The sequence below is a fragment of the Agrococcus jejuensis genome (assembly GCF_900099705.1).
GTDB lineage: Bacteria > Actinomycetota > Actinomycetes > Actinomycetales > Microbacteriaceae > Agrococcus > Agrococcus jejuensis.
Genome location: NZ_LT629695.1, coordinates 2,433,860 through 2,452,812, shown reverse-complemented (window position 1 = coordinate 2,452,812; position 18,953 = coordinate 2,433,860). Strand labels below are relative to the sequence as shown.

The 18,953-nt window shown below is 72.2% G+C and carries 15 protein-coding genes, 1 tRNA gene and 1 pseudogene; 6 read left to right on the top strand and 11 right to left on the bottom strand.

Translation table 11 applies throughout. From position 1 onward, the window contains the following. Positions 1 to 4 precede the first annotated feature (4 nt). Both BLQ67_RS11575 and BLQ67_RS11570 read right to left on the bottom strand, forming a co-directional pair. Positions 5 to 841 (bottom strand): hypothetical protein, encoded by an 837-nt coding sequence (locus tag BLQ67_RS11575; protein ID WP_092505220.1) that lies wholly within the window; start codon positions 839 to 841, stop codon positions 5 to 7. Continuing rightward, entirely contained in the window at positions 828 to 1,829 is a 1,002-nt protein-coding gene (locus BLQ67_RS11570) for a TadA family conjugal transfer-associated ATPase (RefSeq protein ID WP_092505218.1), read from the bottom strand. Before BLQ67_RS11570 ends, BLQ67_RS11575 begins: the two co-directional genes overlap by 14 nt. A 314-nt stretch (positions 1,830 to 2,143) precedes the next feature. On the opposite strand from BLQ67_RS11570, the gene acs reads away from it, so the two are divergent. Further along, on the top strand, positions 2,144 to 4,090 hold the full coding sequence (acs, locus tag BLQ67_RS11565) for an acetate--CoA ligase (RefSeq protein ID WP_092505216.1): 1,947 nt from the start codon (positions 2,144 to 2,146) through the stop codon (positions 4,088 to 4,090). A gap of 66 nt (positions 4,091 to 4,156) precedes the next feature. Here the strand turns inward: acs and BLQ67_RS11560 are convergent, their stop codons facing one another. Together BLQ67_RS11560 and BLQ67_RS16625 are read right to left on the bottom strand one after the other, a co-directional pair. After that, on the bottom strand, positions 4,157 to 4,615 hold the full coding sequence (locus tag BLQ67_RS11560) for a RidA family protein (protein ID WP_231945035.1): 459 nt from the start codon (positions 4,613 to 4,615) through the stop codon (positions 4,157 to 4,159). Further along, positions 4,612 to 4,764, bottom strand: coding sequence for a hypothetical protein (locus tag BLQ67_RS16625; protein ID WP_172802310.1), 153 nt, complete (start codon positions 4,762 to 4,764; stop codon positions 4,612 to 4,614). Before BLQ67_RS16625 ends, BLQ67_RS11560 begins: the two co-directional genes overlap by 4 nt. 53 nt (positions 4,765 to 4,817) lie before the next feature. On the opposite strand from BLQ67_RS16625, the gene BLQ67_RS11555 reads away from it, so the two are divergent. From BLQ67_RS11555 to BLQ67_RS11545, 3 genes are all read left to right on the top strand, one after another. Then, a complete protein-coding gene (locus BLQ67_RS11555; RefSeq protein WP_092505213.1) occupies positions 4,818 to 7,406 on the top strand; it encodes a transglycosylase domain-containing protein in 2,589 nt (862 codons plus the stop codon). Positions 7,407 to 7,434: 28 nt separating this feature from the next. Next, complete coding sequence (locus tag BLQ67_RS11550; RefSeq protein ID WP_231945034.1) at positions 7,435 to 8,358, top strand: metallophosphoesterase; 924 nt, start codon at positions 7,435 to 7,437, stop codon at positions 8,356 to 8,358. A gap of 31 nt (positions 8,359 to 8,389) precedes the next feature. Continuing rightward, positions 8,390 to 8,466: transfer RNA gene (locus tag BLQ67_RS11545), tRNA-Pro, on the top strand. Between the two features lie 82 nt (positions 8,467 to 8,548). Here BLQ67_RS11545 and BLQ67_RS11540 read toward each other — a convergent pair. The 3 genes and pseudogenes from BLQ67_RS11540 to BLQ67_RS11530 all read right to left on the bottom strand — a co-directional run. After that, positions 8,549 to 9,148, bottom strand: coding sequence for a thymidine kinase (locus BLQ67_RS11540; protein WP_092505209.1), 600 nt, complete (start codon positions 9,146 to 9,148; stop codon positions 8,549 to 8,551). An 11-nt stretch (positions 9,149 to 9,159) separates the two neighbouring features. Next, positions 9,160 to 9,792 carry a sigma factor-like helix-turn-helix DNA-binding protein gene (locus BLQ67_RS11535; protein WP_092505207.1) on the bottom strand — a complete coding sequence of 211 codons (633 nt, stop codon included), beginning with the start codon at positions 9,790 to 9,792 and terminating at the stop codon, positions 9,160 to 9,162. A gap of 138 nt (positions 9,793 to 9,930) precedes the next feature. Beyond that, positions 9,931 to 11,481 (bottom strand): annotated as a pseudogene (locus BLQ67_RS11530) (malate:quinone oxidoreductase); the annotation flags it as partial. Between the two features lie 84 nt (positions 11,482 to 11,565). On the opposite strand from BLQ67_RS11530, the gene BLQ67_RS11525 reads away from it, so the two are divergent. Then, positions 11,566 to 11,862 carry a YtxH domain-containing protein gene (locus BLQ67_RS11525; protein WP_092505203.1) on the top strand — a complete coding sequence of 99 codons (297 nt, stop codon included), beginning with the start codon at positions 11,566 to 11,568 and terminating at the stop codon, positions 11,860 to 11,862. A 60-nt stretch (positions 11,863 to 11,922) separates the two neighbouring features. Here BLQ67_RS11525 and BLQ67_RS11520 read toward each other — a convergent pair whose 3' ends face one another. Beyond that, a complete protein-coding gene (locus BLQ67_RS11520) occupies positions 11,923 to 12,966 on the bottom strand; it encodes an aspartate-semialdehyde dehydrogenase (RefSeq protein WP_092505201.1) in 1,044 nt (347 codons plus the stop codon). Further along, positions 12,963 to 14,234 (bottom strand): aspartate kinase, encoded by a 1,272-nt coding sequence (locus BLQ67_RS11515; protein ID WP_092505199.1) that lies wholly within the window; start codon positions 14,232 to 14,234, stop codon positions 12,963 to 12,965. The genes BLQ67_RS11520 and BLQ67_RS11515 overlap by 4 nt, the downstream gene beginning before the upstream one ends. Before the next feature lie 323 nt (positions 14,235 to 14,557). On the opposite strand from BLQ67_RS11515, the gene BLQ67_RS11510 reads away from it, so the two are divergent. Then, a complete protein-coding gene (locus BLQ67_RS11510) occupies positions 14,558 to 15,925 on the top strand; it encodes an APC family permease (protein ID WP_092506914.1) in 1,368 nt (455 codons plus the stop codon). Between the two features lie 12 nt (positions 15,926 to 15,937). Here BLQ67_RS11510 and recR read toward each other — a convergent pair whose 3' ends face one another. Both recR and BLQ67_RS11500 read right to left on the bottom strand, forming a co-directional pair. Continuing rightward, a complete protein-coding gene (gene recR / locus BLQ67_RS11505) occupies positions 15,938 to 16,537 on the bottom strand; it encodes a recombination mediator RecR (RefSeq protein ID WP_092505197.1) in 600 nt (199 codons plus the stop codon). Next, positions 16,537 to 18,858, bottom strand: coding sequence for a DNA polymerase III subunit gamma and tau (locus BLQ67_RS11500; protein ID WP_092506913.1), 2,322 nt, complete (start codon positions 18,856 to 18,858; stop codon positions 16,537 to 16,539). The genes recR and BLQ67_RS11500 overlap by 1 nt, the downstream gene beginning before the upstream one ends. Between the last annotated feature and the right edge of the window lie 95 nt (positions 18,859 to 18,953).

Sequence of the window (18,953 nt, the reverse complement as noted above, 5' to 3'; positions counted from 1 at the left end):
CGGCTCACGCGATCGGCACGATCGCCTGCGCGAGCATCGTGAGCACGAGCGGCACGATCGCGAGCAGCCCGAACGCGGGCAGCACGCACACGCCCAGTGGCACGACGAGGCGCACGGATGCGCGCTCGGCCCGCTCCTGCCCCGCGAGCCGCTCGCGTACGCGCGCCGCGTCGGCCTCCGCCTGCAGCAGGCCGACGGCGGGCACGCCCGCGGCCTGCGCGATGCGCAGCGTCTCGTCGATCGCCTCCCCGTCGACGCCGACGACCGCGTGCGTGCCGAGCGCCGACGCCACGATCGCCCGCGCCCGATCCACCCCGACGCCGCCCGCGAGCGCGACGGCGACGAGCTCGAGCTCGAGCCCCGCCGTCGGAGAGCCTGCGGACGCGGCGCGGACGATGCGCCGCGTCCACACCCACGCGGCGCCGCCGAGCGCGAGCCCGGCCGCGAGCGCCGCGAGCCCGATGGGCGAGCCGAGCAGCGCGCCGACGGGATCCATCCCGAGCAGCATGCCGAAGCCGATGCCCACGAGCGGCAGCGCCGCGACGACCTTCGCCGTGGAGCGGGGCGCAGCGAGCGCGACGTCGACGGCGCGCAGGCTCGCGGCCCGGTCGCGCAGCGTGCCGGCGAGCCTCGCGAGCACGCCCGCGACCGGCGCACCCGACTCGGCCGCGACGTCGAGCGCCGCGTCGCACAGCCGCCACGCCTCGGCGTGCGCGGGCTCGCGCGTCGCGCGGTCGACGCCCACGTAGCCCCACGCCGCATGCAGCGGCACGCCGCCCGCCGTCACCGCCGCGACGCGCTGCACGTGCGTCGCGACCGCCTCGAGGTCAGCGCTGCGCATCCACGACCTCCAGCCGGTCGCCCTGGATCGCGAGCGCGCCGAGGGCCGCGATGCGTCGGCCGTGCGGCGTGCGCTCGACGTGCAGCACGGCGTCGAACGCGCTCACCGCCTGCCGGGCGAGCGCGGCGGGCGACAGGCTGGCGAGCGCACCGAGCGCCTCGAGCCGTGCGGGCACGTCGGCGAGCGCGTTGGCGTGCAGCGTGCCCGCTCCCCCGTCGTGGCCCGTGTTGAGCGCCGCGAGCAGCTCGCGGATCTCGGCGCCGCGGCACTCGCCGAGCACGAGCCGATCGGGCCGCATGCGCAGCGCCTCGCGCACGAGCCGCGCGAGGTCGACCTCGCCGGCACCCTCGAGGTTCGCCTGCCGCGTCTGCAGCGCCACCACGTGGTCGTGGCGGATGCGCAGCTCCGCGACGTCCTCGATCGTCACGATGCGCTCGCCGGGCGCCGCAGCGGACAGCATCGCCGCGAGCAGCGTCGTCTTGCCCGAGCCGCCCGCGCCCGTCACGAGCACGTTCGCCCGCCGATCGACGAGCGCGTCGACGCGGTCGCGCGGCACGAGCGCGAAGGCGCCGGATGCCTCGAGCGCGTCGAGGTCGAGCCGCTCGGCCCGCGGCAGGCGGATCGACAGCTGCGTGCCGTCGACGGCGACGGGCGGCAGCGCCACGTGCACGCGGATGCCGTCGTGCAGCCGCACGTCGACGCACGGCGACGCCTCGTCGACATGTCGTCCGCCGGCGGCGACGAGCTCGACCGCGAGCGCGCGCACGCGCGCCTCGTCGAGCACGAGCGCCGTCGGCGTCGCCCCGCCTCCTCGATCGACCCATGCGCGCCCGGCGGCGACGAACACGTCGGTCACGGCCTCCTCGCCGACGAGCGCCGCGAGCTCGCCGAACTCGTGCATGGGCGCACCGCCCGTGCCGAGCCGCGCGGCGCCCGAGCGCGCCCGCCCCGACGCGACCTGCCCTGCGACGAACGGGATGCCAGCCATGCCGAGGATGCTGCCGCGCATCCCTCGCGCCGCACGCGCCACGCACGCGATCTGTGGAGGAGCCCGGCCTGTGGAACCCGCAGGAGCGTGCGCGCACATGGAAGGCGGCGCCCATTGGGGGGAACGGGCGCCGCCGCAGGCGCACGGATCGGGGGAATCCGACGCAGGCCTGCCGTGTCGACACGGGATCGACAGTTCCGGAGCATACTCCGCGAGCCCGTGCCTGCCCACAGCCCGCAACCGTTCGCAACCGAGCCGTCTCGGGCGTCGCATAGGGTCGGAAGGTCACGTCCAGATGCAAGGGAGCACCCGACATGACCGACCACCTCACGCATCTCGCCGACGCGGAGCAGCGCACGTTCGCGCCGAGCGACGCGTTCCGCGCCCAGGCCATCGCCGACGAGGGGATCTACCGGGAGGCCGACGCCGACCGCCTCGGCTTCTGGGCGGACCGGGCCCGCGACCTGCACTGGCACCGCGACTTCACGGAGGTGCTCGACTGGCAGCCGCCCCACGCGCGGTGGTTCGCCGACGGGCAGCTGAACGTCGCCTACAACTGCCTCGACCGCCACGTCGAGGCGGGCCTCGGCGACCGCGTCGCCCTGCACTGGGAGGGCGAGCCCGGCGACCAGCGCACCATCACGTACGCCGAGCTCACCGACGAGGTCAAGCGCCTCGCGAACGTGCTGCGCGCCCACGGCGTGGGGGACGGCGATCGCGTCGCCATCTACCTGCCGATGCTGCCCGAGGCCGTCGCCGCCATGCTCGCGTGCGCGCGCATCGGCGCCATCCACTCCGTCGTGTTCGGCGGCTTCAGCGCATCCAACCTGCGCATGCGCATCGACGACGCGAAGGCGACGTTCGTGATCACGGCCGACGGCACGTGGCGCAAGGGCAAGGTCTTCCCGCTCAAGCCCGTCGTCGACGACGCGCTGCGCGAGCCCGGCCACGACGTGTCCGGCGTGCTCGTGGTGCGCCGCGGCGAGAACGAGGTGGAGTGGTTCGAGGGCCGCGACCGCTGGTACCACGAGGCGATGGCCGAGGTGGAGGCCGACCACGAGGCGCAGGGCTTCGACGCCGAGCACCCCCTCTTCATCCTCTACACGTCGGGGTCGACGGGGAAGCCGAAGGGCATCCTGCACACGTCGGGCGGCTACCTGACGCAGGCGGCGTTCACGCACCGCACGGTGTTCGACCTGCACCCCGAGACCGACGTGTACTGGTGCACGGCCGACGTCGGCTGGATCACGGGCCACTCCTACGTCGTCTACGGGCCGCTCGCGAACGGCGCGACGCAGGTGCTCTACGAGGGCACGATGGACACCCCCGGCCCCGAGCGCCCGTGGGAGCTGATCGAGCGCTACGGCGTCACGATCTTCTACACGGCGCCGACGGCCATCCGCACGTTCATGAAGCTCGGCCGTCAGCACGTGCAGTCGTCGGACCTGTCGAGCCTGCGCGTGCTCGGCACGGTGGGTGAGCCCATCAACCCCGAGGCGTGGATGTGGTACCGCGAGGTCGTGGGCTCGAACCTCACGCCGATCGTCGACACGTGGTGGCAGACCGAGACGGGCGCGATGATGATCGCTCCCCTGCCCGGCGTCACCGCGCTGAAGCCCGGCAGCGCGCAGGTGCCGCTGCCCGGCATCGCGATCGACGTCGTCGACGACGCCGGCACGCCCGTCACCGACGGCTCGGGCGGCCTGCTCGTCGTCACCGAGCCGTGGCCGTCGATGCTGCGCACGATCTGGGGCGACGACGACCGGTACCGCGAGACGTACTGGGAGAAGTTCGGCGACCGCTACTTCGCGGGCGATGGCGCGCGCAAGGACGACGACGGCGACATCTGGCTGCTCGGCCGCGTCGACGACGTCATGAACGTGTCCGGCCACCGCCTGTCGACGGCCGAGATCGAGTCGTCGCTCGTGGCGCACGAGTCGACGGCCGAGGCGGCCGTCGTCGGCGCATCCGACGAGACGACCGGGCAGGCGGTCGTGGCCTTCGTCATCCTCAAGGCGCGGTTCGCGGATGCGCAGAGCGTCGAGGAGTCGGAGGCGACGCTGCGCGAGCACGTCGGCACCGACATCGGCAAGATCGCGAGGCCCCGGCAGGTGTTCATCGTGCCCGACCTGCCGAAGACGCGCTCCGGCAAGATCATGCGCCGTCTGCTGCGCGACCTGGCAGAGGGCCGCGACCTCGGCGACACGACGACCCTGGCCGACCAGGGCGTCGTGGAGGCGATCCGCTCGCAGCTCCGCTGACGAGACAGTTGAGGGTTTCGGCCCGATGTGAGGTCACATCGGGCCGAAACCCTCAACTCTTGGTGGCTAGGCGAACTCGGCGATGAGCTCGATCTCGACCGGCGCGTTCAGCGGCAGCTCCGCGACGCCCACGGCCGAGCGGGCGTGCACGCCCGCGTCGCCCAGGATCTCGCCGAGCAGCTCCGAGGCGCCGTTCACGACGCCCGGCTGGCCCGAGAATCCGGAGGCGCTCGCCACGAAGCCCGTGACCTTCACGATGCGCGTCACGCGGTCGAGCGAGCCGATCTGCGCCTCGACGGCCGCGAGGGCGTTGAGGATGCACGTGGCCGCGTAGCCCTTGGCATCCTCGGCCGACACCTCGGCGCCGACCTTGCCTGCGGCGGGCAGTGCGCCGTCGACGAAGGGCAGCTGGCCCGACGTGAAGACGAGGTTGCCGGAGACGACGGCGGGCACGTAGGCCGCGACGGGGGCTGCGACGGCGGGGAGCGAGAGCCCGAGCTCGGTCAGGCGAGCGGCGACGCTCACGCCTTCGGCCGCTTCAGGAAGGCGATGAGACCGCCCTCGGCGCCCATGGCGATGTGCACGAGCTCCCATCCGTCGGCGCCCCAGTTGTTGAGGATCGCCGTCTCCTTGTGGATGAGGAGCGGTGTCGTCGCGTACTCCCAGGTCGTCATGGGGCCTCCTCGCCTCGCGGGCGTTCATAGATGGGTGCCGTACCCTCGCTAGCATGCCAGCCCGTACGTCTGCCAAGCACGCGCCGGGCTCCCTGCTCGGGAGCCTCCTCGGCCTGATCGGCTTCTCGGTCGTCGCCGGCCTCCTCGTGAGCGCCACCGTCACCCCCGCCGTCGCCGTCGCGTCCAGCACCGCGAACAGCGGGCTCGACATCTTCGAGAACCTGCCGGAGTTCGCGCAGATCGACGAGCAGTCGGAGGTCTCGACGATCTACGGCACGCTCGACGGCAACGCCGTGCCGATCGCGGAGTTCTACAGCCAGAACCGCGAGATCATCACCCTGTCGCAGGCCGGCCAGTGGGCACCGCTCGCCGCCATCGCCGGCGAGGACCGCCGCTTCTACGACCACGGCGGCGTCGACGCCCCGTCGATCGCGCGTGCGGCGCTCGGCCAGGTCACGGGCGGATCGGGTGGCGCGTCGAGCCTCACGATGCAGCTCGTGCGCCAGCAGATCGTCGAGGTGGCGTGCCAGATCGTCGACCCCGAGACCGACGAGCGCTACGACCCCGAGCTGTGCGCCGACCAGACGACCGACTCGTACGGTCGCAAGCTGCAGGAGATGCGGTTCGCGATCGGCCTCGAGCAGCGCTACACGAAGAACGAGATCCTCGCGGCGTACCTGAACATCGCGAACTTCGGCAACGCGACGTACGGCATCCAGGCCGCGGCGCAGCGCTACTTCGGCATCGATGCGAGCCAGCTCTCGATCGCGCAGGCCGCGTCGATCATGACGATCGTGCAGAACCCGTCGACGCTCAACCTCTTCTCGCCCGACAACTACGAGCGCAACGAGGTGCGTCGCAACTACATCATCGACGCGATGCTCGACGTGGGCTACATCACGCAGGAGCAGCACGACGAGGCCGTCGCGACGCCCGTCGACGAGGCGTACATGAACATCCAGCCCGCGCAGAACGGCTGCATCGCGTCGTACTACGGCTCCACGGGCTTCTTCTGCGACTACGTGACCGAGCTGCTGCAGAATCCGCAGGCAGACGGCTCGTACATCCTCGGCGGCGACCGCGAGGCCGCCACCCGCACCCTCGCCCTCGGCGGCATGTCGATCTTCACGTCGATCGACGTCGGCCTGAACGAGGAGGTGCAGGCCACGCTCGACGAGTACGTGCCGAACAACGAGACGCGCCTCGAGTACGGCGGCGCCGTGACGATGCTGGAGGTGTCGACCGGCAGGGTGCTGGCGATGGCCCAGAACAAGGACTACGACGACACCGAGGCGCACGATCCCCTCACCGAGACGGGCATCAACTTCAACGTCGGCCCCGAGTACGGCGGCGGCAACGGCTTCCAGCCGGGCTCCGGCTTCAAGATCTTCACGCTCGCGGCGTGGATCCAGGCCGGCTACTCGGTGAACACGTCGCTCGACACGTCGCGCCACGAGCGCACCGTGCCGACCTGCGTGGGTCCGTCGCGCTTCGACCCGCAGAACAACGAGGGCCTCAACTCGAGCCGCTCGACCGTGACCGACATCTTCGTGAACTCGCTCAACACGGGCACGATCGAGATGGGCACGCGCCTCGACGTGTGCGACGTGCTCGAGACGGCCGAGTCGATGGGCACGACGCCTGCCGAGGGCGGCTCGTTCCTCGACCAGCGGTACATCGACCGCGGCGACATCGGCGCCTCGGCCCTCATCGGTGGCTCGACGAACGTCACGCCCATGGGCATGGCGGAGGCCTTCCAGACGATCGCCAACGGCGGCGTGCACTGCGAGCCCATCGCGATCGACCGCATCGTCGCCCGCGACGGCACCGAGCTGCAGCCGCCGGCGCAGGACTGCGAGCAGGCCATCACGCCCGAGGTCGCCTCGGTCATGCAGTTCGTGCTGCAGGAGGTCACGAACCGCAACCCGCTGAACAACCCGCCGGGCTCGGCCCCCGTCATCTCGAAGACGGGCACGAACGACAACGTCGTGCAGACCTGGGTCAACGGCGCCTCCTCGACGGTCGCGACGAGCGTCTGGGTCGGCAACATCCGCGGCCAGGTCGGCATCTTCGGCCTCGGCGGCAGAGCGATGTGGAACGTCAGATCGTCGGTCTTCACGGGCGTCATGGCCTCGGCCCTCGAGCGCTACCCCGGTGGCCAGTTCCTGCAGCCCGACGCCGAGACGCTGCAGGGCAACGCCGTCGCGCTGCCCAACGTGGCCTCGATGACGCCCGACGAGGCGCGTGCGACGCTCGAGGGCGCCGGCTTCTCGGTGGTCGTCGGCTCGACGGTCGCGGGCGCGCAGGAGGCCGGCCGCGTCGAGTACACGTCGCCGGGCGCCGGCTCGCTCGTGCTGCCCGAGACGTCGGTGACGCTGCTGATCAGCGATGGCTCGCAGTACGCGCCACCGGACTCGGCGATCCCCGATCTCGAGGGGCAGTCGCTCGGCGATGCGAGATCGTCGATGACCGCCGCCGGGTTCGACCCCGCGAACCTGCAGATCACGTGGGCCCAGGCCGGCAACGGCCAACGTTGCCAGGTGCTCGACCAGAACCCCGATCCGGGCACGAACGGCCCAACGTCGTCGCCGGTGTCGATCGTCGTCGGCGCCCAGCGCGACGGGCAGGATCCTGGCTGCTGACGCTCCCGGGCGCGCCCTCGGCATCGCCGTGGGCGCGCTCGTCGGCGTCGGCGCCGTGACGGCCGCCTACGCGACGCTCGTCGAGCGCACGGCGTTCCGCGTGCGACACGAGACGCTGCGCGTCCTGCCGCCCGGCAGCGCGACGCTGCGCGTGCTGCACCTCGCCGACCAGCACCTCGCGCCGTGGCAGCACGGCAAGGTCGCCTGGCTGCGATCGCTCGCGGCGCTCGAGCCCGACCTCGTGATCTCCACGGGCGATGCGCTGGGCCACCGCGACGCCGTCCCGACGCTCGCCGACTCGCTCGAGCCGCTGCGGGGCATCCCCGGCGTCTTCGTGCACGGCTCGAACGACCTCTTCGGCCCCGTGCTGAAGAATCCGCTCAAGTACTTCCTCGGGCCCTCGTCGAAGCGGGCCGCGCACCGCGAGCCCGACCTCGACACCGCCGCGCTCGAGGCCGTCTACGCCGACCTGGGCTGGCTCGACCTCAACGACCGCGCGCGGGCGCTCGAGCTCGCGGGCACGCGCCTCGAGCTCTTCGGCACGCACGACGCCCACCACGGCTGGGATCGCGTCGACGCCATGCGCGACGCGCTCGGCGTGCTGCGCGAGCAGGCGGACTGGTCCGCAGGCACGCGCGGCCCCGTCGCCATCGGCGTCACGCACGCGCCGTACCGCCGCATCCTCGACGCGCTCGTCGACGAGGGGGCCGACGTCGTGTTCGCCGGCCACACGCACGGCGGTCAGGTGCGCATCCCCGGCGGCCACGCCCTCGTCGCGAACTGCGACGTGCCGCTCGACCAGGCGTCTGGCCTGTCGACGTGGCGTCACGGCGCCGCCGAGGCCGCGCTGCAGGTGTCGCAGGGCATCGGCACGTCGATCTACGCCCCGTTCCGGCTCGGCACGCCGCCCGAGGCCGTGCTCGTGTCGCTGGAGGCCCGTCGCATCGGCTAGCATGGACAGGTTGCTGCGGAAGCGGCAGCACCGGGGTGTGGCGCAGCTTGGTAGCGCGCGTCGTTCGGGACGACGAGGCCGCAGGTTCAAATCCTGTCACCCCGACCACACGCAGAAGCCCCCTCCATCGGAGGGGGCTTCTTCGCGTCCGGCCGTCCTGCGGGGAACCCGGTCTCCTCGCGGCGCGGGCTCAGGCGAGCGCGCCGCCCGACTCGCGCAGGTAGCACGTGGCGCACAGCGACTCGTAGGCGACGGCAGCGCCGTCGATCGCCACCTGGTCGCCCTCGAACACGAACCGGTCCCCCACGCGCCGCCCGTTGAAGAGCGCCTTGCGGCCGCAGCGGCAGATCGTCTTCAGCTCCTCGAGCGAGTGGGCGATCTCCATGAGCCGCGCCGAGCCGGGGAAGGCGTGCGTGCGGAAGTCGGTGCGGATGCCGTACGCGAGCACGGGCACGTCGTGCAGCACCGCGATGCGCAGCAGGTCGTCGACCTGCTCGGAGCCGAGGAACTGCGCCTCGTCCACGAGCAGGCACGCCACGTGGTCGCCGCCGGGGTCGCCGCCGGCCGCGTGCACGAACGCGGCGAGCATCGAGTCGTCGGGCGCGACGCAGAAGTCCGCGTCCCGCGTCACCCCGAGGCGCGACACGATCGCGCCGTCGCCCTTGGTGTCGGTCGCGGGCTTCGCGAGCAGCACGCGCTGACCGCGCTCCTCGTAGTTGAAGGCCGCCTGCAGCAGCGCCGTCGACTTGCCCGAGTTCATCGCCCCGTAGCGGAAGTAGAGCTTGGCCACGAGCAACCAGGCTAGAGGATGCCGTCCTCCGTCGCGCGCACGATGAGGTCGGCGCGCTTGCCTGCCGCACGGTCGACGGCGGCGTACTTCTGCCGCACGCGGCGCAGGAAGGTCTTGGCGGTCTCGTACTTCACGTTCATGGCCGTGGCGACCTGCTGCGTGGAGTAGCCCTGCACGTAGTACGTGAGGGCCTGGCGCTCGCCCGGGCTGAGCCGCGGGCGCTCGAGCGGCGCCGCACGGCGCACGACGGGCACCTGACGCTGGCTCGCGCGGCGGATGGCCTGCACGATCTCGAGCATCGGCGTCTTGCGCGGCAGCGCCTCGGCGGCGCCGGCCTGCAGGGCCTGGTGGTGGTCGACCGAGCGGTCGTCGGCGACGATGACCACCTGCGAGCCCGCTGCGACGCACGCCTTGATGCGCGAGGCGATCGTGGTGGACTCGTGCCGCAGCTCGCCGATGAGCGTCACGTCGGGCGGGAACGACGTGTCCATCGCGAACTCGCGGAAGGTCGAGGCGCACACGACGACGTCGAGATCCGGCGCGTTCCGCTCCAGCCAGACGCGGAGCGACTCCAGCAGGATCGCGAAGTCGTCGATGATCCCGAGGGTGATCTGTCCCCGAGTCCTCGTCGCGTCCGTTGCCATGTGGGGATCGTACCCCAGGTAACTGAGCAAGCGTCAGAAGTTATCCACAATAGAGCGCAGGACGCGCGAACCCGTGCATCGACACGCTCGCGGCGCAACGATTCCGCGCCGCTTCAGACGCCTCACGCGTCTGCTGCGTCAGGCAGGGGTGACATCGGGAGTCGAGGATGCGTCGACGGCCGACTCCGCGACGCCGTCGAGACGCAGCACGCCGGCCGTGCGCGCGATGCTCGCACGCGCCGCCTCGCGGTCGTCGTTGAGCCTCGTGCCGAACGACGGCACGAGCCGCTCGATCTCGCCGCGCCACCCGTGGAAGCGGTCGGGGAAGCAGCGCTCGAGGATCGTGAGCATGATCGGCGCGGCCGTCGACGCACCGGGCGAGGCGCCCAGCAGGCCCGCGATCGTGCCGTCGGCGCCCGTGACGATCTCGGTGCCGAACTGCAGCACGCCGCCCTTCTGGGCATCCTTCTTCATCACCTGCACGCGCTGGCCGGCCGTGATGAGCCGCCAGTCGGCGCTCTTCGCGTTCGGCACGAACTCGCGCAGCGCCTCCATCTGCTTCGCCTTCGTCGAGAGCACCTCGCCGAAGAGGTACTTCACGAGGCCGAGGTTCGCGAGGCCCGCCCGGATCATCGGGTACAGGTTGTGCAGCCGGATCGACGAGAGGAGGTCGAGGTTCGAGCCCGTCTTCAGGTACTTGGGGCTGAAGCCCGCGTACGGGCCGAACAGCAGGCTCGTCTGGCCGTCGACGACGCGCGTGTCGAGGTGCGGCACCGACATGGGCGGAGCGCCGACGCTCGCCTTGCCGTAGACCTTCGCCAGGTGGCGCTCGACGATCGCGGGGTCGTCGGTGCGCAGGAACTCGCCCGTGATGGGGAAGCCGCCGAAGCCGTGGGCCTCGGGGATGCCCGACCGCTGCAGCAGGTGCAGGGCGCCGCCGCCGGCGCCGACGAACACGAAGCGCGCGCGGACGCGCGAGGGAGTGCGGCCCACCTCGTCGCGCAGGCGGATCGTCCAGATGCCGTCCTTGCCGCGCGAGAGGTTCTCGACGGTCTTGCCGGTGCGGATGCGTGCGCCGCCGCGCTCGATGCCCTCGAAGAGCAGGCGCGAGAGCGCGCCGAAGTCGACGTCGGTGCCCGACGTGATGCGCGTCGCCGCGATCGGCTGGTCCTTGCGGCGGCCGGGGATGAGCAGCGGCGCCCACTCGCGGATCACGCGCACGTCGGTCGAGAACTCCATGCCCTCGAAGAGCGGCTCGTCCTTGAGCGCCTCGTAGCGGCGGCGCAGGTAGTCGACGTTCTCCTCGCCCCACACGAAGCTCATGTGCGGCGTCGCCGAGATGAACTGGCTCGGGTCGGGCAGGAAGCCGTCCTCGACGAGCGTCGACCACAGCTGGCGCGACACCTGGAACTGCTCGTTGATGTCGACGGCCTTGGCGGGCGAGATCGTGCCGTCCGCCGCCTCGGGCGTGTAGTTGAGCTCGCAGAGGGCCGCGTGGCCCGTGCCCGCGTTGTTCCAGGGGTTCGAGGACTCCTGCGCGACCTCCGAGAGTCGCTCGAAGACCTCGATGCTCCAGTCGGGCTCGAGCCTCTGGAGCAGAGCGCCGAGCGTGGCGCTCATGATCCCACCACCGATCAGGGCCACGTCGATCGTCTTCATCGGCATCCATGCTACCCGCGCGCGTGCGCTCCACGCGTCACGCGGCGACCGACCCGTGACGCGCGGGCCGCACGCGCGTAGGGTCGGACCACCACGAGGAGAGGGGGCGTCGACATGGGATTCCTCGACGACGCGAAGGACAGGATCGGCGACGCCGCGGAATGGGTCAAGGACACCGCCGGCGACATCGGCGAGAAGGCGAAGGACGTGGCCGAGGACGTCGCGGAGCGCGCGAAGGACGTCGCGGGCGACGTGACCGACACGGCGAAGGACATCGCCGGCGACGTGGGAGAGCGCGCGCACGACGTGGGCGAGAGCCTGGGCGAGCGGGCGCAGGACGCGCGCGAGTGGGTCGAGGACAAGGTCGACGACCTGCGCGGCGGCGATGAGCCGACGCCCGAGCAGCCGTAGGGCCGCACGGCACGACGAAGGGGCGGGACCAGCACGGTCCCGCCCCTTCGCTCGTGGTCGCTAGGCGGCGATGCGGGCTGCGAGCAGCTCGGCGATCTGCAGCGCGTTGAGCGCGGCGCCCTTGCGCAGGTTGTCGCTCGAGAGGAAGAGCACGAGGCCCTTGCCCTCCGGCGCCGACTGGTCGGCGCGGATGCGGCCGACGATCGTCGGGTCGGTGCCCGCTGCATCCTGCGGCGTCGGCACGTCGGCCAGCACGACGCCCGCGGCGTCGGCGAGCAGCTCGCGGGCGCGCTCGGGGCTGATCGGCCGGTCGAACTCGGCGTGGATCGACAGCGAGTGGCCCGTGAACACCGGCACGCGCACGCACGTGCCCGCGACGAGCAGGCCGGGCAGCTCGAGGATCTTGCGCGACTCGTTGCGCAGCTTCTTCTCCTCGTCGGTCTCGCCCTCGCCGTCGTCGACGATCGAGCCCGCGAGCGGCAGCACGTTCATCGCGATGGGCGCGACGTAGTTGCTCGGCGCGGGCAGGTCGAGCGCGCTGCCGTCGTGCGTCAGGCGCTCGGGGTGCTGCGCCACGGCGGCCTGCAGCTGACCGAGCAGCTCCTGGACGCCCGACAGGCCCGAGCCCGACACGGCCTGGTACGTCGCGACCGTGAGACGCGTGAGCCCGGCCTCGGCGTCGAGCGGCTTCAGCACCGGCATCGCCGCCATCGTCGTGCAGTTCGGGTTCGCGACGATGCCCTTGGGGATCTCGTCGAGCGCGTGCGGGTTCACCTCGGAGACGACGAGCGGCACCTCGGGGTCCATGCGCCACGCCGACGAGTTGTCGACGACCGTGACGCCGGCCGCGGCGAAGCGCTCGGCCTGCGCGCGCGACGTCGTCGCGCCCGCCGAGAAGATCGCGACGTCGAGCCCCGTGGGATCGGCGACCGCCGCATCCTCGACCGTGACGGCCACGCCGTTCACCGTGAGCTGCGATCCTGCGGAGCGCGCCGAGGCGAACAGGCGCAGCTCGTCGTACGCGACGCCGCGCTGCTCGAGCAGCTCGATGACCTTGCCGCCGACCTGGCCCGTCGCACCGACGATGCCCAGCCGCAGGCTCATCGGCCCGTCCCCGCGTGCACGACCGCATCCACGTCGGCGTCGAGGCCGAACGCGGAGTGCACGACGCGCACGGCGTCGTGCAGCTGGTCGGCGCTCGTGACGACCGAGATGCGGATCTCGCTCGTCGAGATGAGCTCGAGGTTGATGCCCGCGTCGGACAGCGCGCGGAACAGCTTCGCCGAGACGCCGACGTTCGTGCGCATGCCGGCACCGACGAGCGCGAGCTTGCCGATCTGGTCGTCGTGCAGCACCTGCTCGAAGCCGACGTCCTCGCGCGCGGCCTCGAGGGCCTCGATCGCGCGGGCTGCGTCCTCCTTGGGCAGCGTGAACGTGATGTCGGTGCGACCCGTGGCCGCGGCGGACACGTTCTGCACGATCATGTCGACGTTCGCGTCGGCCTCCGCCACGATCGTGAAGATGCGCGCCGCCGTGCCGGGCACGTCGGGCACGCCGACGATCGTGATCTTGGCCTCGCCGAGGTCGCTCGCGACGCCGACGATCTGTGCCTCTTCCATCGTCCCCTCCTTCTCGGGGTCGTAGACGATCGTGCCCTCCTGGTTCGTGAACGAGGAGCGCACATGCAGGGTCACGCCGTGACGGCGCGCGTACTCGACGCTGCGGATGTGCAGCACCTTCGCGCCTGCCGACGCGAGCTCGAGCATCTCCTCGCTCGTGATCCGGTCGACCTTGCGGGCGCGGGGCACGATGCGGGGATCGGTCGTGAAGACGCCGTCGACGTCGGTGTAGATCTCGCAGACGTCGGCGTCGAGCGCCGCGGCGAGGGCGACGGCGCTCGTGTCCGAGCCGCCGCGGCCGAGGGTCGTGATGTCGCCCGTGACCTTGTTGAAGCCGGCGAAGCCCTGCACGATGACGATCTTGCCGTCGTCGAGCGCGTCGCGGACGCGGCCGGGCGTCACGGCGACGATGCGGGCCGAGCCGTGCGTCGCATCCGTGAGCATGCCGGCCTGGCTGCCCGTGAACGACAGCGCCTCGGCACCCATGGACTTGATGGCCATGGCGAGCAGCGCCATCGAGATGCGCTCGCCGGCGGTGAGCAGCATGTCGAGCTCGCGGCCGTGGGCCGGGAGGCCCGGCACGACCTCGTGCGCGAGGTCGAGCAGCTCGTCGGTCGTGTCGCCCATGGCCGACACGACCACGACGACGTCGACGCCGCGCTTGCGCGTCTCGACGATGCGCTTCGCGACGCGCTTGATGCTCTCGGCGTCGGCGACGCTCGAGCCGCCGTACTTCTGCACGATGAGGCTCACGAAGACTCCTGGTGGTTGGGCGAATCCTCAGTCTACGGTCGCGGACATGCGCGCCATCGCTCTGTGACGCAGGCCACCCGGCGTCACCCGGACTCCACCGTGCACGTGCCGAGCACGCGTCGCGCAGGCGGATGCGGGCCACGGCGGCGTACGGTCGAGCCACGCACCTGCACCGGCCGTCCCGACCGACGCAGGATCGGCACCCGCGCTCCACCGCACCGAGGAGGCCACCCGTGACCACCGCATCCGCAGCCCCCGCAGGGCAGGCGACGCTCGCCCGCTCGCTCGGCCTCATCGCGATCGTCGGCCTCGGCCTCGGCTACATGACGCCGACCGTGGTCTTCGACACCTTCGGGCTCGTCGCCGAGGGCACCGCCAACGTCGTGCCCGCCGCCTACGCCGTCGCGCTCATCGTCATGGTCTTCACGGCCATCAGCTACGGCAAGATGGTCGGCGCCATCCCCAGCGCAGGCTCGGCGTACACGTACGCGCGCGAGTCGATCCACCCGAACGTCGGCTTCGTCGTCGGCTGGACGGCGCTCATCGACTACATGCTGCTGCCGATGGTGAACGCGCTCATCCTGCGCAGCTACCTCGAGGCGCTCTTCCCCGACGTTCCCGGCTGGATCTGGGTCGTCGTGTTCACGGCGCTCGTGACGGGCGTCATCGCGCTCACGATGCGCGGCACGTCGAACGTCAACATGATCCTGCTCGTGTTCTCGATCGTCGTCATGACGGTGTTCGTCGTCATGGTCGTCGCGCAGCTCGCCGGTGGCGCCGGAGCCGGCACCGTCGTGTCGATCGAGCCGTTCGGCCACGACGGCGTCGCGTTCGGCGCCGTGCTCGCCGGCGCCACGATCGTCTGCTTCTCGTTCATCGGCTTCGACGCCGTCACGATGTACGCCGAGGAGGCGAAGACGCCCAGGATCATGCCGCGCGCCATCGTGCTCACGGTCGTCGCGGGCGGCGCGATCTTCCTCATCGCCTCCTACGTCACGCAGCTGCGCTTCCCCGACTCGTCGGTCTTCCCGCAGGCGGCGATCGAGGACTCGACGCTGCCCGAGATCGGCGTGCAGGTCGGCGGCCCCGTGCTGCAGGCCGTGCTCACCGCCGCCGGCTTCGCCGCGACCCTCGCCTCGTGGCTCGCGTCGCACGCATCCGTCTCACGCATGCTGCTCGTCATGGGCCGCAACAACGTGCTGCCGAGGCCCTTCTTCGGCTTCGTGCACCCGAGGACGCGCACGCCGCTCTTCGCCGTCGTGCTCACGGGCCTCGTGAGCCTGCTCGCCATCGCCTTCACGCTCGAGCAGATCGCCGCGTACATCAACTACGGCGCCCTCGTGGCCTTCACGTTCGTGAACGTGTCGGTCATCGCGTGGTTCGCGATCCGCAAGGGCCGACGCCGCACGCCGCGCGACGTCTTCCACTACATCGTCATGCCGGCGATCGGCATGCTGCTCACGGGCCTGCTGTGGGTGAACCTCGACGGGCACGCGCTGCTCGGCGGCCTCATCTGGACGGGCCTCGGCGTCGTCTACCTCGCCGTCATCACCCGCGGCTTCCGCCGCAAGGCGGCCTCGTTCGACGAGGGACAGGACGTCACGGGCTTCGTCGACACCGTGCCCGGACCGCGCACCGTGCACCTCGACGACGGCACGTCGGGCCGCGCAGCCCGCGACCGCGAGGACTGAGGCCGGCCGCCGTCAGGACGTGACCTGGCGGCGCCCCTCGAACGCTCGGCCGAGCGTCATCTCGTCGGCGAACTCGAGGTCGCCGCCCACGGGCAGGCCGCTCGCGAGGCGCGAGACCGTGATGCCGAGCGGCGCGAGCGTGCGGATGAGGTACGTCGCCGTCGCCTCGCCCTCGACGTTCGGGTCGGTGGCGATGATGATCTCCTGCACCGTGCCGTCTTGCAGCCGACGCAGCAGCTGCGAGATGCGCAGCTGGTCGGGGCCGACGCCCTGCATGGGGTTCAGGGCGCCGCCGAGCACGTGGTACAGGCCGCGGAACTCGCGCGTGCGCTCGATCGCGACGACGTCCTTCGGCTCCTCGACGACGCAGATCGTCGTGGGCACGCGGCGCGGGTCGCGGCAGATGATGCACCGCTCCTGCTCGCCGACGTTGCCGCAGATCTCGCAGAAGCGCACCTTGTCGCGCACCTCGGCGAGCACGCGCGACAGGCGCGTGACGTCGAACGACTCGGTCTGGATGATGTGGAACGCGATGCGCTGCGCCGACTTGGGGCCGACGCCGGGCAGCCTGCCCAGCTCGTCGATGAGCTCCTGCACGATGCCGTCGTACATCAGCGCACCTCCTCGCGCCCGTCGAGGGCGATCTCCTCGAGGAACTCGGCGCCGAGCTCCTCGCGCACGACGGCCTCGCCGTAGCGGGCGTCGTCCATCGCCGCGCGGCGCGCGTCGACGGGCTGCTCGGCCTGGATCGCGGCGGCGGTCGCCTCGACGGCGGCCGCGGCCGCTGCGTGGTCGACGACCTGCTCGTCGGGGCCCCACGGGTCGTCGGGCGCCTCGCCGTCCGGTACGTCGTCGGAGGCGGGCGCCGACGCGGGTCGCGTGGGCGCCGTGGCGCTCGACGGCGCGACGGGCGGCGCCGACGTGGGCGCCTGGCGGATGGGCGTGACGACGGCCTCGCGCTGCTCGTCGGCCTGCGGCTCGGCGCTGGGGATGGCGGCGACGGCCCAGCCGCCGGTCGTGGGCTGCACGGTGGCCTGCTGGCGGGCGGGCTGGGGCCGCTGCGCGGGCGCGGACTGCGCCGGTGCAGGGGCCGACGTCGCGGGAGCCTGTGCGGATGCCGGCGCCTCGGGCGCAGGGGCGGGCTGCGCAGGCGCCGACGGCTCGGGGGCCGGGGCGGACGCCGCGGGCGTCGGGGCTGCCGCTGCAGTCGTGGGCGGTGCGGTCGTCGGCGCTGCACTCGTCGAATCCGGCCGAGACGCAGGCTCCGCATCGGCGTCGGCGGGCGCAGCGGCGGCACGCGGCCGCGCTCCCTCGGCCTGGATCGGCACCGTGAGGTACCGCACCGTGAGGCCCAGCACGTGCTCGATCGACGCGCGCAGGTGCTCGGCGGGACTCTTCGCGCCGCCGGGCTTGGCCGGGAAGGCCTCGAAGTCGCCGCGGTTGCGGAAGCCGAGCCGCAGCACGTCGCCCTCGAACGTCACGATCTCGGACTGCGACACGACGAGCCATGCGGGGCGGTTCGCGTCGCCGAGGTGCGTGAGCACCTCGTCCCACGCGTCGCGCAGCTGCTCGACGCTCACCGAGCCGACGGCGACGGGCGCGGCCGCGGCGGGCGCAGCCGGCTCGGCGGCGGGCGCGGGCGCCTCGGGTGCAGGCGTCGCGGGCGCGGCTGCAGCGGGAGCGGCAGCAGGAGCCGACGCCGCGGAAGCCGGCGCAGCGGCAGCAGCAGCGGGCGCAGCAACAGCAGCGGGCGCCGCATCCGCCGTCGCCCCGGCGACGCCGATGCGCCGCTCGAGCCGCTCGACGCGCGCGAGCGTGCCGAGCTCCTGGTCGCCCGCGGCGGGCACGAGCAGGCGCGCCGCCATGAGCTCGAGGTGCACCTTGGGGCTCGTGGCGCCCGTCATGTCGGTGAGCGCCTTCGCCACGACGTCGGCGGCGCGCGAGAGCTCGACGGGGCCGAACGCGCGTACCTGGCGCAGCATGGCGTCGAGGTCCTCCTGCGGCACGCCGTGCAGCAGCGCAGCGGGGTCGTGGGCGGCGCGCACGACGATGAGGTCGCGCAGGCGCTCGAGCAGGTCCTCGACGAAGCGGCGCGGATCCTGGCCCGACTGGATGACGCGGTCGATCGCGCCGAACATCGCCGATCCGTCGCGCGCGCCGAGCGCATCCACGGCGTCGTCGAGCAGCTCGGCGTGCGTGAACCCGAGCAGCGCCACGGCCTGCTCGTACGCGACCGTGGGCGTCTCGGAGCCCGCGATGAGCTGATCGAGGATCGAGAGCGTGTCGCGCGCCGAGCCGCCGCCCGCGCGGATCACGAGCGGCAGCACGCCCGCCTCGGTCTGCACGCCCTCGCGCTCGGTGAGCTGCGAGACGTACTCGAGCATCGGCGCGGGCGGGATGAGGCGGAACGGGTAGTGGTGCGTGCGCGAGCGGATCGTGCCGATGACCTTGTCGGGCTCGGTCGTCGCGAAGATGAACTTCACGTGCGCCGGCGGCTCCTCGACGATCTTCAGCAGGGCGTTGAAGCCCTGCGACGTCACCATGTGCGCCTCGTCGAGGATGAAGATCTTGAAGCGGTCGCGCGCCGGGGCGAACGCGGCGCGCTCGCGCAGGTCGCGCGCGTCGTCGACGCCGTTGTGGCTCGCGGCGTCGATCTCGACGACGTCGAGCGATCCGCCGCCATCGCGGCTCAGCTCGACGCACGAGTCGCACGTGCCGCACGGCGTGGGCGTGGGGCCCTCGGCGCAGTTGAGGCAGCGGGCGAGGATGCGCGCGCTCGTCGTCTTGCCGCAGCCGCGCGGACCCGAGAACAGGTACGCGTGCCCGACGCGATCGCCGCGGATCGCGGCGCTGAGGGGATCGGTGACGTGCGCCTGCCCGATGAGCTCGGCGAACGACTCCGGCCGATACCGGCGGTACAGCGCAGCGACCATGCAGGCCAGGCTACCGGCGGCCACCCACGCGCGTGGACGCACGTGCGCGAGCGACGCGCCCGAGCCGCACGATGCATCCGCGCGAGGGAATCGGA

Excerpts from the sequence above, each read along its gene's own strand:
- BLQ67_RS11575 (WP_092505220.1), bottom strand. The coding sequence starts at position 841 with ATGCGCAGCGCTGACCTCGAGGCGGTCGCGACGCACGTGCAGCGCGTC.
- BLQ67_RS11570 (WP_092505218.1), bottom strand. The coding sequence starts at position 1,829 with ATGGCTGGCATCCCGTTCGTCGCAGGGCAGGTCGCGTCGGGGCGGGCG.
- acs (WP_092505216.1), top strand. The coding sequence starts at position 2,144 with ATGACCGACCACCTCACGCATCTCGCCGACGCGGAGCAGCGCACGTTC.
- BLQ67_RS16625 (WP_172802310.1), bottom strand. The coding sequence starts at position 4,764 with ATGACGACCTGGGAGTACGCGACGACACCGCTCCTCATCCACAAGGAG.
- BLQ67_RS11555 (WP_092505213.1), top strand. The coding sequence starts at position 4,818 with ATGCCAGCCCGTACGTCTGCCAAGCACGCGCCGGGCTCCCTGCTCGGG.
- BLQ67_RS11535 (WP_092505207.1), bottom strand. The coding sequence starts at position 9,792 with ATGGCAACGGACGCGACGAGGACTCGGGGACAGATCACCCTCGGGATC.
- BLQ67_RS11525 (WP_092505203.1), top strand. The coding sequence starts at position 11,566 with ATGGGATTCCTCGACGACGCGAAGGACAGGATCGGCGACGCCGCGGAA.
- BLQ67_RS11520 (WP_092505201.1), bottom strand. The coding sequence starts at position 12,966 with ATGAGCCTGCGGCTGGGCATCGTCGGTGCGACGGGCCAGGTCGGCGGC.
- BLQ67_RS11510 (WP_092506914.1), top strand. The coding sequence starts at position 14,558 with ATGACGCCGACCGTGGTCTTCGACACCTTCGGGCTCGTCGCCGAGGGC.
- recR (WP_092505197.1), bottom strand. The coding sequence starts at position 16,537 with ATGTACGACGGCATCGTGCAGGAGCTCATCGACGAGCTGGGCAGGCTG.
- BLQ67_RS11500 (WP_092506913.1), bottom strand. The coding sequence starts at position 18,858 with ATGGTCGCTGCGCTGTACCGCCGGTATCGGCCGGAGTCGTTCGCCGAG.